Below are 15,039 nucleotides of genomic sequence, written 5' to 3' on the forward strand. Positions count from 1 at the left end.
GGGCGTTGATCCGCCCGGCGGCTGAATTTACAACGGTGTATGCGCCGTTTCCCGCGCGGCGATCAACGCCCACAAGGTAATCAACAGAGCCAGTGCGACGTAGGCCGAAATCGCCAGCGTACTGTCAAAAGAAGTAAACAGCGAAGCAATGATCAGCGGCGCAAAACCTCCCCCCACGATCCCTGCCAAAGTATAAGCCAGCGAAGAACCGGCATAGCGCACCCTGGTCGGGAACTGTTCGGTGATAAAAGCCGCCTGCGGGCCGAACATCGCCGCATGGATCAGCAGGCCAACCACCACGGCGGTACAAATCAACATCGGCTGGCTGCTATCAAGCAACATGAAGAAGGCAAATGCCCAGACGATCCCTGCCAACGCCCCGCCGATATACACTGGTCTGCGGCCAAAGCGATCGGATAAGGCACCAAACATCGGCACGGTAATCGCATTACCGATCGCCCCCAGCATGGTAGCCGTCAGCGCCAATGGCCGTGGCAGGTTAAGCACCGTAGTTACGTAGGTCAGAGTAAACACTACCACCAGGGCATACAACACATCGGAACCAATGCGCGAACCACCGGCGATCAATAACGAGCGCGGGTGTTGGGTGAAAACCTCACGGATCGGGGATTGAGTAACATCCTTCGACGCTTCCAGCTTCAGAAACGCCGGTGTTTCCCCCACACCACGACGTAGCCACAGGCCAAAGATCACCAACACCAGGCTCAACAGGAACGGAATACGCCATCCCCATTGTTGGAAATCGTCTGCCGACATAGCCATGGTCACCAGCGTGATCAACCCGGTACCAATCAGCGAACCACAAGAGGGGCCGACCTGGGCAAACGAGGCGTTACGTCCGCGCTGATGCGGTTTTCCATGCTCCATCGACAACAGCACGGCTCCGGCCCACTCACCACCCAATGCAATGCCCTGAATAAAGCGTAGTGCCACCAACAGCAGCGGGCTCCAAATTCCCCAGCTCGCATAGCCGGGCAATAACCCCATCAACGTGGTCGTCACCCCCATGATCACCAGCGTAGCGACCAGGACAAACCGCCTTCCCAACACGTCACCAAGATGCCCGAAGACGATACCGCCGATAGGCCGCGAAACATAGCCGACCGCGTAAGTGGAAAACGCCAGAATGGTGCCGACCAGCGGATCGAATGACGGGAAGAACACATGGTTGAAAATCAGCGCCGCCATGATGTTGTAAACGGTGAAGTCATACCATTCCAACGCGGTGCCTATCGAACTGGCTGCCGCCAGCCGACCGGTTTTAGGCGGATCGGCGGCGTGTTCCTGCACCGATAAGTCTGCAACCGGCGTTTCAGTGGTGGAAGTATTCATGATGCCAGCTCCTGTGAGGTCAATTGCCAGCCAAGTGCGTAATGCACCACCTCGCCAACAGGGATTTTCAACGTGTGGCAAGCCACTCCACTCAATTGCTGCCCTGCCTCTGCGCTGCTGCTTTCAATCAATAGCATCGGCAACAGCTGGCGATTTTCCCGCGACTCTTTCGGTAACGGCGAACTGAGTTCGGCATCCGGCACCAACAGGCTGCTACGGACGAAACCGGGCAGTTCGGCAAGCTGTGCTCCCAGGCGAGTAATAGCCTCTTTCAGAATGCTCAGATCAGCGGGTTCCAGCGTGATAATGCTTAGATGGCTGCCGCTACCCTGCCCGGTGACCGCTTCCACCGTACAGACCCGGCGCATGGGATCGCGCATCTTGTCCAGGCTGGCAACCGACCACGGCGTCTGTTGGTTAAAAGCGTGGCGATAAGCCTGCGAGGTAAAACTGGCCAGTGAAGCGGTTTTATACAGCCCAAGGTATTTACGCCCGCCCTGCAAAGCCTGATAACGCGTGCCCGAGAGAAAACCGGGGACACGCACCCGCTCTTCGACATGTTCACGGTCATACCACTGATTGAAATCCGCCTCATCCTGCGCGGCGACATCCGTTGCGACAAACAGCATTCCGTTCGGGGAACTGGTCATGGGTAATCTCCTGGTAATATCAGTAAGGCAAGGCCGCACCCTGCCAAAAAATCACGCGCCGGCAAGGCAGCGTTCGATCGCCAACGCCCAGCCCAGCAGCGCCTGGTCATGCATAGGTAACCCGGCCACCATCAGGCCGACGGGGGCTTCCCCTGGCCGTTGGCAGGGTAGTGATAACGCGCAGCCATCAAGAAAGTTGATCACGGCAGGATTACGTAGTGCTGCACCATTGGCGCGGAAGTAGGCTTCATCGTCCTCAGCCAGTTCGGCAATGGTGGGTGCAAGCTGCGGCGCGGTTGGCATCAACAATGCGTCAAAGCCTTGTACCCTGGCCGTCACCCGCTGCTGCCAACTGGCACGTAACTGCCGTAGTTGCTGCAGATCGCTCTCCCCCAGCGGCTGACCACGACGAATACGTGACAACACTCGCGGGTCATAATCATCAGCATATTCGGCAATCAACGACTGGTGCCAATGCCAGGACTCAAGGGCGGTAAACCCACCGCTAGCGTTGATTTCCGCCAATTCAGCGAATTCGCTACAAGGGATAGATTCAACCTGCGCACCTGCATCAACCAAACGCTGCAAGCTGTGTTGGAATGCCGTGGTAACCTCTTCGTCCAACCCATCCAACACCAGCGTTTGCGGTACGGCAAAGCGTGCTTGCTTCAGGGATTGTGCCTCTGGCCGCAGGGCTTGTTCGGCAATGACCGCATCCAGAGCAGCACAGCTGACAACGTCGTGAGCAATCACCCCGATAGAGTCCAGCGAAGGCGACAGCGGCAACAGTCCAGCGCTGGCAATCCGGCGGGCAGTGGGTTTAAAACCTGTCAAACCACAGAAGGCCGCCGGGATACGCACCGAACCACCGGTGTCACTGCCAACTGCACCACAGCACATACCATCGGCTACCGCGACCGCGGCACCGGAAGATGAACCACCCGGTATACGCCGAGCGGCGCGATCCCAGGGGTTCGCCGGAGTGCCAAAGTGCGGATTGATGCCCAGCCCGGAATAGGCAAACTCGGTCATGTTGGTTTTGCCGATCACTACGGCTCCAGCCTGCAACAGGCGCTCCACAATCGCAGCGTGCTTTTTGGCTACCGCAGCACCGGCCAGCACCCGCGAACCGGCTGTAGTCACCTGCCCACTGACGTCAAACAGGTCTTTGATCGATACCGGCACGCCATCCAAAGCAGACAACGGCTTACCTGCCGCACGACGTTGGTCTGCCTCCTGCGCCTGCTGTTGTGCCCAATCGGCATAAACCTGGGTAAAGGTCCACTTTCCTTCGCCTTGCGGATCGGCAATCTGCGCCAAGGCAGCGGCGATCAACTGCCTGGATGTCAATTCCCCACTGGCCAACCCGGCTGCGGCCTGCACAAGCGTTAACTTTGCCATCACGCCACCACCGGCAGCTCGATGCTGCGATAACTATGGGCGATGGTGCGGCCCAACACTTCATCCACCAGCTCCATACGGAATTCGGCTGCAGGCCGGATGCCGCCAATTGCCGCCACCGTGCCACAGGTCATTGCCAAACCGTCACTCGGCAACAGAGGGAGCGCCATGCCGCTTTCAGGCAACTGCTGGCCAGCCAAATAACGTTCGAGTAAATCACCAGGGGTGCGCAGACTGGCAAGCGTCCCCTGCTGATAAAGATGAAACTCGCCGTTTTCCTTGATCCATGAACGCAGGACCAAGCTGTCCCAGTGATCGCTCACTTCGCGTAACGGCCACGCGGCGCGTGCTACCGGTTTAACGCAGATCTGCTTGGACAGTGCTACGCTGTGTACTTCCAACTGCCGATCGGTATGGTCTGACGCCAGCGATACATACAGCTCGCCGCCATGGCTGAAGATCAGCGGTTCCACTTCGCCGGAGGTCGCCTCGCCGATCACTTCGATGCAATCGCTTTGGCTGAGTTGGTTAACCGCCACACGGTAAAACAGCGGGACGCTGCTGGGCTGGGGGACACCCAGCTCGGCCAGCTCCTGGATATGATGTTGAATTGCCTTATAATCACGGCCAGTCCAGCCAGCGATGACCAGATGATCGATTTCGGCATCCAACATCTTGGCACTGCAGGTTTCTGGTAAAGTAAAGGTCAGCCTCATGGCAATTGTGTCCCTTTGGTTAAAATAGTGTGAAATTTCACTATATCTTTAGTTACCCACTAAGCGACTGCCATGTGATGTTTTTGTGTACCATGTCTAAAAATTTCTTCTTGCAGGAGCAGAATGTGAAGACCGTTGACGCAGAGGATCGGGGGTTCCCGGTAGCAGAGGAAGCCGGTTTGTCGCTCAATGAAGTGGCCTATCGCCGCTTCAAGCAGGCCTTGGTGACGCTAAGTTACAAACCGGGTGAGTACCTCAATACCGCGCAGGTAATGAGTGAGCTGGATATGGGCAGAACGCCGATCAATCAGGCGATCCACCGTTTGGCGAATGAGGGCTTGCTACAGGTGATCCCGCGCAAAGGGGTGATGGTCTCGCCGCTGTCGATAGACGACGCACTAGAGCTGATTGATGTCCGCTTAGCCAATGAAATGCTGTGTATGCGGCTGGCCAGTGCCAAGATCTCCCAGCCACAGGTTGCTGCGCTGAACGCGCTCAACCAGCAGATCGAAGCCGCCAGCCAGGATCGTGACCGGGTGCGGATGATGACGCTGGATCATCAGTTCCATCAGGAGCTGGCGCAGATCGCCGGCAATAACATGCTGACGGATATTCTGAGCGTACTGCACGCCAGAGCTCAGCGCTTCTGGGCTAGCACGCTGTCGCGGGAAGGGCATATGCAGGAAGTTATCGACGAGCACCGGGCGATTATCAACGCGTTGGCCGCACAGGACAGCGACGCCGCAGCAAGTGCAGCACAAGCGCATATCCTGTCATTTCGCAGTGCGCTGTTGCACGAAGGCTGAAAAATCTACAGGTGGGAAATGGGGAATAGTGGCTAGCTACAGCCCCAGAATTTCCTTCACAAACGGAATGGTCAGTTTGCGTTGTGCGGTGATAGACGCGCGATCGAGCTGATCCAACGTCATAAACAGCGTGCGCATTTCACGATCCAGACGTTTGAGCAGGAAACGGCCCACGTCTTCCGGCAGTTCAAAACCACGCAGTTTGCCGCGCAGCTGCAATGCCTGTAGCTTCTCTTCATCCGACAACGGCTGTAGTTTGTAAATCTGCCCCCAATCCAGGCGCGAGGCCAGATCCGGCAGGTGCAAATTTAACTGGCGCGGCGGACGGTCACCAGTGATAAACAGGCGGGTGCGGCCAGTTTCCAGAATGCGGTTATAGAGATTGAAAATCGCCATCTCCCACTCTTCATCACCGGCAATGCACTCGATGTTATCGATGCAGACCAGCGCCAACTGTTCCATACCATCCAGCACTTCAGGCACAAAATAGGCGCGTTTATCCAGAGGGACATAGCCCACCGCTTCGCCACGCTGTGAGAGTTCGGCACAGGCCGCATGCAGCAAATGGCTGCGTCCCCCGCCTTCGCGTGACCAGAAATAGATGTAGCTACCATGCTCCTGACGGACTGCGGATTGGATCGCGGCTAATAAGGATGGGTTCTCACCCGGATAAAAACTGGCAAAAGTTTCATCATCGGGTAGATAAAGTGGCAGTGAAAGCTGTGCCGGCGTATTCAGAAAAGCACCTCAACCAAAACTGGCAGGAAAACGCGACCAGTCTAACACAGAAAATGGCTGCTGTTGAACCTGCATTGAGCACAACCAGATCAGAGCCAGGGCCTGTACTTTTTTTAAGCACACGACTGTTTTACACCGCTGCATGTTCAAAATATACCCAACCCGATCTCCGCCGTCGTTTAACTATCTCTCGCAACTTGGGTAATAAATTAACACAAAAGTATTCACACCTTGAATTTAACATTAATCCTAGCACAATCTTCTCTATTTTCATTATTACCAAAAATGCGATCCACTCCCTATTTTTATATAAACCACCCTTTATAATCGCAACCAATTATATAAAAACCGAGGATAACTTGATGTTCGCATTTAACAAAGCAATTGGTTTATTAATAGCTATTATAGGTACAACCTTCGCCTTTTCCACTGGTGCCACAGAATTATCCGCCTGGCCAACCGAGCAGGCCAAGGTATTAAATAAACTGATTGCTGAACGTGCCAATAAAGGTGATTTTGCCGTCTTTGATATGGATAACACCACCTATAAAAATGATTTAGAAGAGTCGTTGCTCCCTTACCTGGAAAATAAGGGTCTGCTTAAGCGAGAAAAAATCGATCCCTCATTAATTCTTATCCCCTTTAATGATAGCCTTGGCGAACCCGAAAGCCTATACAGCTACTATCATCGCCTGTGCGAAATGGACGATTTGATCTGCTACCCTTGGGCAGCGCAGGTATTTTCCGGGTTCACCTTACGGGAGCTAAATCAACACATTGATGGCCTGATGGCGCTGAAGGGGAAAATTCCGGCCAACTTCATCCAGGGTAATCAACTCCAGCGTAAAGACGTAGAGCCACCCCGCCCACTGCGCGGCATGCAGCAACTGTTTGCCAAGCTGCAAGAAAATGGTATTGAGGTCTACATTATGAGTGCCGCCCACGAAGAGTTGGTACGCATGGTCGCCAGCAACCCGAAATATGGCTACAACGTCAAACCGCAAAACGTCATTGGCGTAAATACCCTGTTGGCCAACCGCAAAACCGGGGAATTGACGACGGCACGCAAGCAAATAAAGGCAGGAAACTACCAGCCAGAGAAAAACCTGGATCTGACGATAACCCCGTATATTGTCAACCCAATGACCTGGTTTGAAGGCAAAGCGGGCAGTATTCTAGGCTATATCGACCAGTGGAAAAAACCGATTTTAGTTGGCGGTGATACCCTGTACTCCGACACCTATATGTTATTCAACAGCACCGATGCACACATCGGCCAACGGCTATGGATCAGTAGAAACCCGGCAACCTTGGAACGGCTGCAACAACTGCAACAGGATGCCGCCGAACAACAGAAAAAAGCGGGTCAGCCAGCGACTGCCAATAAAAACTGGATCGTCGTTAATCAGCAAGATATTGAGTAACGATTGAATAGATATGGCGAATAACTCGGCATTCGCATCGGTAAAAGCGGCTATTTTGTGGCGAGATTTGTCTCAACCGGCAAAGTTGCTCTAAGATGGATCTCGCAATCTCAAGATAACCGAAAGGAGCTAGACCGTGAAATCGTGGAATAAAGTGCTATTGGCCTCAATGGTAGGTTTACTGCTGGTGGGCTGCGATGATGCCAAGGTCGATTCCCATCTGGATAAGGCTAAAGACAGTGCCGAACAGATGAAAGACGCGGCAGAAAAGAAAGCGGATCAGCTGACTGACGATGCCAAAGCCAAAGCGGAGCAAATCAAGCAGGCCGCCTCGGCTCAGACGGATCAGCTCAAAGATCAGGCCTCTGCCATTAAGGATGACGCCGCTAAACAGGCGGATGCACTCACTGATGAGGCTAAAGCCAAGGCAGCAGCGATCAAACAGGATGCGGATAAACAAAGCCAGCAACTGATCGATCAGGCGAAGAACATCAAGGCCGATGCTATCAACGGTGCCAACGATCTGGCGCAACAGGCCAAGGCCAAGACCGAAGAGCTCAAGAACAGCATGGACGATAAAACGCAACAGGCAGACGGCAAGCCGACCCAGCCCGCCAATCAATAACTAGATTTTCTCTGTAGGGCGCTGCAGGCGGCGCCCGTCTTGCAGCACGGTTATTCCCTCTACTAATCCCAATCAAGAATGCCGTCTGGCTTTCTTCCCACAACGTCGATTTCACGCTGAACTAAAATGTGAAAATTAACTCCTCATTAAGATTTTTCTTGTTAATAAAACTCCCTCTGCCACCGCTAAGTATCCCAATAAAAAACAATAAACTGCATATAAAGACAACATCTTGGATACAACCATGTTACATCAAAAATCTAAATAGTCGCGAAGCTATCTCATTGAGATCAAATGATAAACCTTGATTTTTATGTCGCTGAATTTTTCGTAATATGGGTCCGGCAAACGAGGCGTCGCTACATGAAACAGCTCAACGCTCTACGATGCAACTGAGGAGAAATCGTCCCGTTATTTGCCAAAAGCAGTCACCCCAGAGTAGGAATTTACTCAATCCAAGCTGGTATGCTATCAAAATGAATTTATTGATATTAATAAAATAAACGGAGTATTAGACCATGAAATGTAAATTTAAAAAATTTTATGCTAATAAAAAACCCATGAAGAAACGCAGTGCAAAATATAGCTCACAGAACAAAAATAAAATTTATCACCATAAAAATATGATACGTAGTTAAAAATGCTATATGACAAAAATATAGGAACCATTAGATCAGGGTATCAAGCATATTGTTTTATGTACGGATAAACCTAGAATTGTCTTACTAACGGATTGAGTGCCAGGCCTAATAACAGGAGTTTTAGGAAATGGATAGGAAAAAACTATTTGGTTTCTGGGTTGAGCCAGATCTGCAAATCGATGTTAAGCATAATAGGATCATCCGTCTTAGTGCGGACAAACCTAGCGCCAACTTCTCCTGTGCAATCGTCTCGTTAAAAGAAGTGACGATGGCCATACTCACCTATTTACTCAAGCATGCTGGCGACAAATTTGTCAGCCGCCAGGAATTGCTGACTGAAGTGATTGGCAAGATGAACTATTCGTCCTCTAACCAATTTCTGTGGCAAGAGTTAAAAGAGCTCAAGTTAAAACTGTCATTATTAGGTATTCCTGAAGACATCATCATTACCTCCAGAAGCAAAGGCATCAGTATCTCCAGGGCCGATATAAAACCGCTTTACTACTAACAAGTGGCCTGATTACTCATAGCTTCTGCTAGACAATCGATTGTTTTCATTCAGTGAATATCGACATTAAACCAGATTGATTTTAATCCTGGCCCGATTGCGCACGCTGCCAGCACAGTATTTTTTGGAAAAAATGATGTATAAGCCAGCAATAAATATTTATGGGATTGATTCATTTTTTAAACTTGGCGTGGAACGCGCTCTGGTGGATATTCCGCTGAGCATGCCTGTAGAACAGCAACAGGCAATACCTCAGCTCGACATCTGGATTATCAGCCAAAAATGCCTGACCGATGTGCTACCTTTTGTTAACCGACCAGCCCCCAGGATACCTAGCATCGTTTTTTGCTCAGAGCGCTGTCAACGTTTATTGCAGGGTACGCCTATTGACTGGACCGTTTGCCTTTTCGGCCTGGACATACCCATCGCCAGATTTAAACAAGAGCTACCTAAAAAATTGGCGATGCTATTGTTGACAGGCCGGTTTGATATAAATAGAAACCCGCAACTTCATTTATCTAACATGGAAATGGAGACGGTACGGCATTTATCGATGGGTTATAGCCCGCACCGTGTTGCGCAGTTAACCCATAAAAGCGTTAAAACGGTCAGCACCCATAAGCGTAATTCGATGAAACGGCTAGGCGTGTCCAGCAATCAAGAGTTGATGATGAAGGTCAAAATCCTCGGGCTGCACTGAAAATAGGGCGACGACCGTTTTTAATATTTATCGCTTGTTAACGCCACTGCATTAACGAGCGGCAGATTTGAACGTAGTTTTACGTTTAAAAAAGCAGACGCAACGAATAAATCAGCCGATGACTTTCGCTGCAATCTACTTACACACCAAGTATTACCATGATGGTAACAATACTCGATCTATAAAGGACGTTTTAAAGATGAAAAAAACAATTGTTAGTCTTTCTCTGCTGGCTGCACTGGGTTTGGCTACTTCCGTACAGGCGGCCTCAACCGGCACCATTACTTTTAATGGCCTGCTGACTGACAGCACCTGTGACGTAGACATCGAAGGTCAAGGCGCCGATGCCACCATCATTCTGCCTACCGTTAGCGTAACCGAACTGACCAGCGCAGGTGACACCACTGGCCGTGCATCTTTCAAGATGAACATCTCCAAATGTGTGATCGGCACTGCGGGTGGTCACTCCAAGGTTTCTGCATTCTTCCAGCCGGGCAATACGGTAGATCTGAGCACCGGACGCCTGAAAAACGTCGGTGGTAGCGCCACCCAGGTTGATCTGCAATTACTGGATGTGTCTGGCAACTATAAAGTCATCGACATCGGTAGCACCAACCAGGTCAACGATATGACGTATATCGATATCGATCAGGCTAATGGTACCGCGTTATTGCCATATGCCGTTCAATATTATGCCAATGGTCAAACCACCCCGGGCACCGTTACCAGCAGCGTAGTTTATAACCTGCAATACAAATAATTTACTGCTTTATCAGGGAGGGTAACCTCCCTGTTCATTGTTCAAGGATAGCGCATTTATGTTCACCAAATCATTCCCGTTAACACTCTGGGCCGCCTTGTGCTTCTTATTGATTTCCCCGCTGCCTGGCTCAGCCAGTATTGTGGTCAACGGGACCCGCGTGGTTTATCCAGGGAATGACAAGGAAGTGACCGTCAAATTATCTAATGTCGGTCAAGCGCCCATGTTGGTACAAAGCTGGATTGATACCGGCGACTCCGATGCCAAGCCAGAGAAGATCCGCGTGCCTTTTATTCTGACGCCACCCATTAACCGCATCGATCCCAATAAAAGCCAAACGCTGCGGCTGAGTTATACCGCATCCCCTGCACTGCCCGAAAACAAAGAATCCGTGTATTGGCTGAACGTATTAGAAATTCCGCCGGTGAAAGACAATATTTCACCCAATCGTCTACAGGTCGCCTTCCGTACCCGGATAAAGATCTTCTACCGACCAGCGGCTATTGCAGACAACACCAAAGCGGCTGAAGCCGCTGATAAGTTGGTCTGGTCATTTAGCAACGGGAAACTTCAGGCAGCCAATGCTTCACCCTATTACGTTTCATTGGTCTCGGTGGTGGTGCATCAAGGAAGCAATACGCTCTCTGCGGAGGGTGAAATGGTGCCTCCTGGCGGAGTTCAGCATTTCACGCTGAAAGACACACGCGCTATACCTGCGGGAACCGCAATCTCTTACGAATATGTCAACGACTGGGGGGCGGTTAAAACAGTGAAGACTGTTCTTTAATCCGTCGTTTTCTCTGGGATAAATATAAACAGGGTTGTTTATTTACTATGCGTCATCCATTCCATTACTCTCTGTTGGCTACCATGGTAATGTTGGCCGTGATGCCTGCGGCCCAGGCCACAGAAGATACGCCAGCGATATTGCGCAATGATGCTCCTACGGGAACAGGCGTGCGTTTCGACCCGATATTTCTAAGTTCGTCTGAGACAGACGCGGTTGATTTATCCCGCTTTGAACACGGCGCGGCCGCTTCACCGGGCACCTACCCGGCCGATATCTTTGTTAACGGCGAATTGGCGACGCACGAAAAGGTATTGTTTGTCGAACAGGCGGATAAACAGGTCTTGCCTTGCCTGTCTCCGGCCATCCTGAAAAAAATCAATTTTAACTACGGCCAATTACCAGCCCCTTTTGCCGAAGCACTTCGCAGCGAACAAAGTTGCTATCCGCTCACACAGTTGATCCCACAGGCGCAGGTCGCGTTCGACTCCGGGTTGCAACGCCTGGATATCAGCATCCCTCAGGCGATGATGCAAAACAGTGCACGCGGCTACGTCAGCCCGGAACTGTGGGATAAAGGCATCCCCGCATTGTTGCTAGGATATAACACCAGCGTCTATACCACGCACTCACGCGGGGAAACAGCAATTCAGTTTATGCCGGGATTAATGCTGGCATCAACATCGGTGCCTGGTACTTCCGCCACGACGGTAACTACAACTGGCAGGAGAAAATCGGCGGGCAATATCAGTCGATCAACAACTATGTCGAACGGGATATCCCGGCCATCCTGGGCCGTGTGCGCCTAGGGGAAACCAGTACTAAAGGGCAGGTGTTTGATACCTTGCCATTCCGTGGGATCGAACTGGTCAACGATGACCGCATGCTAGCCCCTTCCCTGCGTGGATATGCTCCCAATATCCGTGGGATTGCGCGAACCAATGCTCGGGTCACCGTGCGGCAGAACAGCCTGGTGATTTATGAAACCACGGTATCACCAGGTGCCTTCGTGATCGACGACCTGTATCCGACCGGCTTAGGCGGCAATCTGGACGTTACGGTGAAAGAAGCAGACGGCAGCGTGCAGAACTTCCAGGTTCCTTATGCCTCGGTCGCCCAGTTGCTGCGCCCTGGTACTCACCACTATAACGTGGTGGCGGGTAAACTCAATGATATCTCGCTGTCTTCGAACCCTACGCTGGTGCAGGCCACTTACCAGCGCGGGCTGACTAATACCTTGACCGGTTATGGCGGCCTGCAGGCAAGTAATGATTATTATGCGTTGCAATTAGGGGCAGCATTGAGCACCACCATCGGTGCCTTCTCCGCCGACGTTAGCCAGGCTCGAGTACACCTGGAAAGCACCAAAGAGCGGATGAACAGTGGACAGAGCTTCCAGTTGAGCTACAGCAAGTTCTTGCCAGCAACCAACAGCAACCTGACCATCGCGGCCTATCGCTATTCAACCTCCGGCTATTACGACTATATGACTGCCATGCGGGCGATCGATGCCGAGCAGCACGGCCAGTCGGCCGACAATATCTGGCGGCCTCGTAACCGTTTTAATATCACCATGAATCAGGGGTTACCCGCAGGTTGGGGGCAAATGTATGTCACCGGCTATACCCAGGATTACTGGAATCAGGGCAATACCGATCTGCAATACCAATTGGGTTACAGCAACGAGTATCGTGATATCAGTTATAGCCTGAGTGCCGGGCGCGTACGCGGTATGCGTGGCGAGATGGAAACCAACTGGCTGCTGAACCTCAGCATGCCATTAGGGCGTAAAGAAAATGCCAATCTGCCGTCGCTGACAGCTAGCCTGAATCACAGCACCACGGGGCAAAGCGGCCAGCAGGTTGGCATTTCTGGTAGCGCAGGAGAAGACTACCAATACAACTATGGTGCCAGCGCGATGCACTATAACCAGGGCGGTGGGAGCAGCATGGCACTCAACGGCGGCTACCGCTCGGCTTATACCCATATGACAGCCACTTACGGTGCGGGTAAAAATTACCAGAATGCGTCTGCTGGGCTGAGTGGCACGATGATCGCCTGGCCGCAAGGTGTCGTCATGACCCCTTATACCGGCGATACCTTCGCCGTGGTTGAAGCCAAAGGGGCGACCGGTGCCAAAGTGGGTGGCTATTCCGGGGTGCGTATCGATCCATGGGGACACGCTGCCGTACCTTATCTGAACCCGTACGAGATGAATGAAATCACCATCGATCCGAAAGGCATGCCATATGAGGTCGAGCTGGAAAACACCAGTGACAAAGTTGCCCCACATGCTGGTGCAGTAAGCAAAGTGACGTTTAAAACCCAACAAGGAACACCGTTGTTGATCATGGCTCAACGCGCTAATGGCGAGGCAGTGCCGTTCGGAGCTGAAGTGTTCGATAGCTTGAAAAACAATATCGGTAGCGTGGGGCAAATGGGGCAAATGGGGCAAATCTATGCTCGCGTCGAACGTGAGCGAGACCAGCTTACGATCAAATGGGGCAACCAACAGGACCAATACTGCCGACTGAATTATATTTTACCGCCGAAACCAAAAGGCTCGACCATTAAAAACATTATCCGCTTTGATTCAATCTGCCGGGAGGAGTAATAATGAACGGATTTACCATCGGGTGGCTTGAAAGCATTCGGACCACCTTGATTAAGCGAAGCTTACACGTATTATTTGTCGTACTAGTTGCCTACAGCTCGGCAGGTTTAGCGCTGACCTGTAAGATAAATGTGCCAGTCAGAACCGATGCATTCCCATTGCAAGGTGGGAATATCACTGTGGGTAACGAACTCCCACTCGGCACCATAATTTATCGACAAAATATTACTTCAACCAAGGATTATGCCAAAGCCCCCCATGGTCTTTGTGATGGCACCGGCCCGCATACGGACAGGCAATATATTTATCTCACCAAAATGCCACAGTCACTTTCCAGTTGGCAAGGCGGGACTTATTCCGGGAAAATTTATAATACCAATATCCCTGGCGTTGGCGTGGTGATCGCCAGAGGCAACACGGGCCTTAATGCCACCGCCTTCCAATGGTATAGTGAAACTCGAGCCAGCATTGGTGATATACAGGTTTGGACCACCATCACGATGCTACTGATAAAAACCGGTAATATTACCCCGGGTACGTTGAATGGCAGCTCCTTACCCACCGCAACCATCCGTAACGATTACACCGTTGCCAACGGCAGCAGCGTACTCTTTTCATGGAGGCCTTACACCGTGAATTTTAGCGGCAGCTTAAGGGTTATATCTCAAACCTGTAGCGTACCGGATTATACTGTCGATCTGGGTTCATGGGATATCTTTGACATGATGGCAAAAGGCTCAAGCGAATGGCGTGATGCCTCAATCAAGATGACCAATTGCCCAAGATTCTACGGTTATATCGACAATGCCTTTAATACGGTGCACTTAACCGGTGCGATTTCCGGGCTAAAATACACCGGTAATGCCATTGGGCTAAAGCTGTCGGCATTATATGGTAACATCAACGCTGCCAATGGCATCGTCAAATTAGAGCCATCAAATAATACGGCCAACGGGGTAGGCATCCAACTTGCTTCGGGTAATAAGGCTAGCAATACCCTGTTCAATCTCGGCAATGAGCAGCGGATCGCCGTTAGCAATAGTACCAGCACCAACCTAACCATTCCTTTGGTAGCCAGATATATAAAAACAGAGAACAAAGTGACTCCAGGTAAAGCAGACAGCAAGGTTGTATTCACCATAAATTATTATTAGCAAACCACTAAAAATCATCTTGATAAGTAAGACTGACACTCTCCTATTTAATGCCGCCTATTAAGACGGCATTTTTCGTTGGAAAATTGACATCAATCAATCCATCGATAAATTAAAAATAATAGCATTCATTAGGATTAATCGGTCATGTATTCAATGTGT

15 protein-coding genes and 1 pseudogene are annotated in these 15,039 nt (G+C 51.2%); 11 read left to right on the forward strand and 5 right to left on the reverse strand.

Annotation, left to right across the window (positions count from 1 at the left end):
- Positions 1–27 precede the first annotated feature (27 nt).
- The 4 genes from U869_RS0106915 to U869_RS0106930 are packed head-to-tail and all read right to left on the reverse strand — an operon-like array spanning position 28 to position 4,120.
- Positions 28–1,353, reverse strand: a complete 1,326-nt coding sequence (locus U869_RS0106915) for an MFS transporter (RefSeq protein ID WP_025120773.1) — start codon at positions 1,351–1,353, stop codon at positions 28–30.
- Positions 1,350–2,003 (reverse strand): DUF4286 family protein, encoded by a 654-nt coding sequence (locus U869_RS0106920; protein WP_025120772.1) that lies wholly within the window; start codon positions 2,001–2,003, stop codon positions 1,350–1,352. The genes U869_RS0106915 and U869_RS0106920 overlap by 4 nt, the downstream gene beginning before the upstream one ends.
- Before the next feature lie 51 nt (positions 2,004–2,054).
- The gene (locus U869_RS0106925; protein WP_025120771.1) at positions 2,055–3,404 is read right to left on the reverse strand and encodes an amidase; all 1,350 of its coding nucleotides are present in this window, start codon (positions 3,402–3,404) and stop codon (positions 2,055–2,057) included.
- Positions 3,404–4,120: a DUF2848 domain-containing protein gene (locus U869_RS0106930; RefSeq protein WP_025120770.1), complete on the reverse strand. Its 717-nt coding sequence runs from the start codon at positions 4,118–4,120 to the stop codon at positions 3,404–3,406. The genes U869_RS0106925 and U869_RS0106930 overlap by 1 nt, the downstream gene beginning before the upstream one ends.
- Positions 4,121–4,212: 92 nt before the next feature.
- On the opposite strand from U869_RS0106930, the gene U869_RS0106935 reads away from it, so the two are divergent.
- Positions 4,213–4,926, forward strand: a complete 714-nt coding sequence (locus tag U869_RS0106935; protein WP_115650708.1) for a GntR family transcriptional regulator — start codon at positions 4,213–4,215, stop codon at positions 4,924–4,926.
- 36 nt (positions 4,927–4,962) lie between these two features.
- Here the strand turns inward: U869_RS0106935 and hda are convergent, their stop codons facing one another.
- Positions 4,963–5,664, reverse strand: a complete 702-nt coding sequence (gene hda, locus U869_RS0106940; RefSeq protein WP_025120768.1) for a DnaA inactivator Hda — start codon at positions 5,662–5,664, stop codon at positions 4,963–4,965.
- Between hda and U869_RS0106945 the strand changes: the two genes are divergently transcribed.
- The 10 genes and pseudogenes from U869_RS0106945 to U869_RS0106985 all read left to right on the forward strand — a co-directional run bounded on the left by U869_RS0106945 (position 5,580) and on the right by U869_RS0106985 (position 14,877).
- Positions 5,580–7,088, forward strand: a complete 1,509-nt coding sequence (locus U869_RS0106945) for a haloacid dehalogenase-like hydrolase (protein ID WP_198530679.1) — start codon at positions 5,580–5,582, stop codon at positions 7,086–7,088. The two genes, hda and U869_RS0106945, sit on opposite strands and share 85 nt — an antisense overlap.
- Positions 7,089–7,224: 136 nt before the next feature.
- Complete coding sequence (locus tag U869_RS0106950) at positions 7,225–7,713, forward strand: E3 ubiquitin--protein ligase (RefSeq protein WP_025120766.1); 489 nt, start codon at positions 7,225–7,227, stop codon at positions 7,711–7,713.
- A 768-nt stretch (positions 7,714–8,481) separates the two neighbouring features.
- The gene (locus U869_RS0106960; protein ID WP_025120765.1) at positions 8,482–8,862 is read left to right on the forward strand and encodes a winged helix-turn-helix domain-containing protein; all 381 of its coding nucleotides are present in this window, start codon (positions 8,482–8,484) and stop codon (positions 8,860–8,862) included.
- A gap of 133 nt (positions 8,863–8,995) precedes the next feature.
- Entirely contained in the window at positions 8,996–9,562 is a 567-nt protein-coding gene (locus U869_RS0106965) for a LuxR C-terminal-related transcriptional regulator (RefSeq protein ID WP_081795898.1), read from the forward strand.
- A gap of 199 nt (positions 9,563–9,761) precedes the next feature.
- Complete coding sequence (locus tag U869_RS0106970) at positions 9,762–10,322, forward strand: fimbrial protein (protein WP_025120763.1); 561 nt, start codon at positions 9,762–9,764, stop codon at positions 10,320–10,322.
- A 58-nt stretch (positions 10,323–10,380) separates the two neighbouring features.
- Positions 10,381–11,109: a molecular chaperone gene (locus U869_RS0106975; protein ID WP_025120762.1), complete on the forward strand. Its 729-nt coding sequence runs from the start codon at positions 10,381–10,383 to the stop codon at positions 11,107–11,109.
- 101 nt (positions 11,110–11,210) lie between these two features.
- The gene (locus tag U869_RS31825) at positions 11,211–11,918 is read left to right on the forward strand and encodes a FimD/PapC N-terminal domain-containing protein (RefSeq protein WP_232785334.1); all 708 of its coding nucleotides are present in this window, start codon (positions 11,211–11,213) and stop codon (positions 11,916–11,918) included.
- Positions 11,825–13,369, forward strand: a pseudogene (locus U869_RS29255) (fimbria/pilus outer membrane usher protein); the annotation flags it as partial. The gene U869_RS31825 and the pseudogene U869_RS29255, both read left to right, overlap by 94 nt.
- A 90-nt stretch (positions 13,370–13,459) precedes the next feature.
- A complete protein-coding gene (locus U869_RS32505; RefSeq protein ID WP_232785335.1) occupies positions 13,460–13,723 on the forward strand; it encodes a FimD/PapC C-terminal domain-containing protein in 264 nt (87 codons plus the stop codon).
- Between the two features lie 2 nt (positions 13,724–13,725).
- Entirely contained in the window at positions 13,726–14,877 is a 1,152-nt protein-coding gene (locus U869_RS0106985) for a fimbrial protein (protein WP_025120761.1), read from the forward strand.
- Positions 14,878–15,039: the final 162 nt, after the last annotated feature.

This window comes from Serratia sp. H1w (assembly GCF_000633355.1).
GTDB lineage: Bacteria > Pseudomonadota > Gammaproteobacteria > Enterobacterales > Enterobacteriaceae > Chania.

Coding starts and splice junctions, on each gene's coding strand:
- U869_RS0106915 (WP_025120773.1), bottom strand. CDS start 1,353: ATGAATACTTCCACCACTGAAACGCCGGTTGCAGACTTATCGGTGCAG.
- U869_RS0106920 (WP_025120772.1), bottom strand. CDS start 2,003: ATGACCAGTTCCCCGAACGGAATGCTGTTTGTCGCAACGGATGTCGCC.
- U869_RS0106925 (WP_025120771.1), bottom strand. CDS start 3,404: ATGGCAAAGTTAACGCTTGTGCAGGCCGCAGCCGGGTTGGCCAGTGGG.
- U869_RS0106930 (WP_025120770.1), bottom strand. CDS start 4,120: ATGAGGCTGACCTTTACTTTACCAGAAACCTGCAGTGCCAAGATGTTG.
- U869_RS0106935 (WP_115650708.1), top strand. CDS start 4,213: ATGTCTAAAAATTTCTTCTTGCAGGAGCAGAATGTGAAGACCGTTGAC.
- U869_RS0106945 (WP_198530679.1), top strand. CDS start 5,580: ATGGGTTCTCACCCGGATAAAAACTGGCAAAAGTTTCATCATCGGGTA.
- U869_RS0106960 (WP_025120765.1), top strand. CDS start 8,482: ATGGATAGGAAAAAACTATTTGGTTTCTGGGTTGAGCCAGATCTGCAA.
- U869_RS0106965 (WP_081795898.1), top strand. CDS start 8,996: ATGATGTATAAGCCAGCAATAAATATTTATGGGATTGATTCATTTTTT.
- U869_RS0106970 (WP_025120763.1), top strand. CDS start 9,762: ATGAAAAAAACAATTGTTAGTCTTTCTCTGCTGGCTGCACTGGGTTTG.
- U869_RS0106975 (WP_025120762.1), top strand. CDS start 10,381: ATGTTCACCAAATCATTCCCGTTAACACTCTGGGCCGCCTTGTGCTTC.
- U869_RS31825 (WP_232785334.1), top strand. CDS start 11,211: ATGCCTGCGGCCCAGGCCACAGAAGATACGCCAGCGATATTGCGCAAT.
- U869_RS32505 (WP_232785335.1), top strand. CDS start 13,460: ATGGCTCAACGCGCTAATGGCGAGGCAGTGCCGTTCGGAGCTGAAGTG.
- U869_RS0106985 (WP_025120761.1), top strand. CDS start 13,726: ATGAACGGATTTACCATCGGGTGGCTTGAAAGCATTCGGACCACCTTG.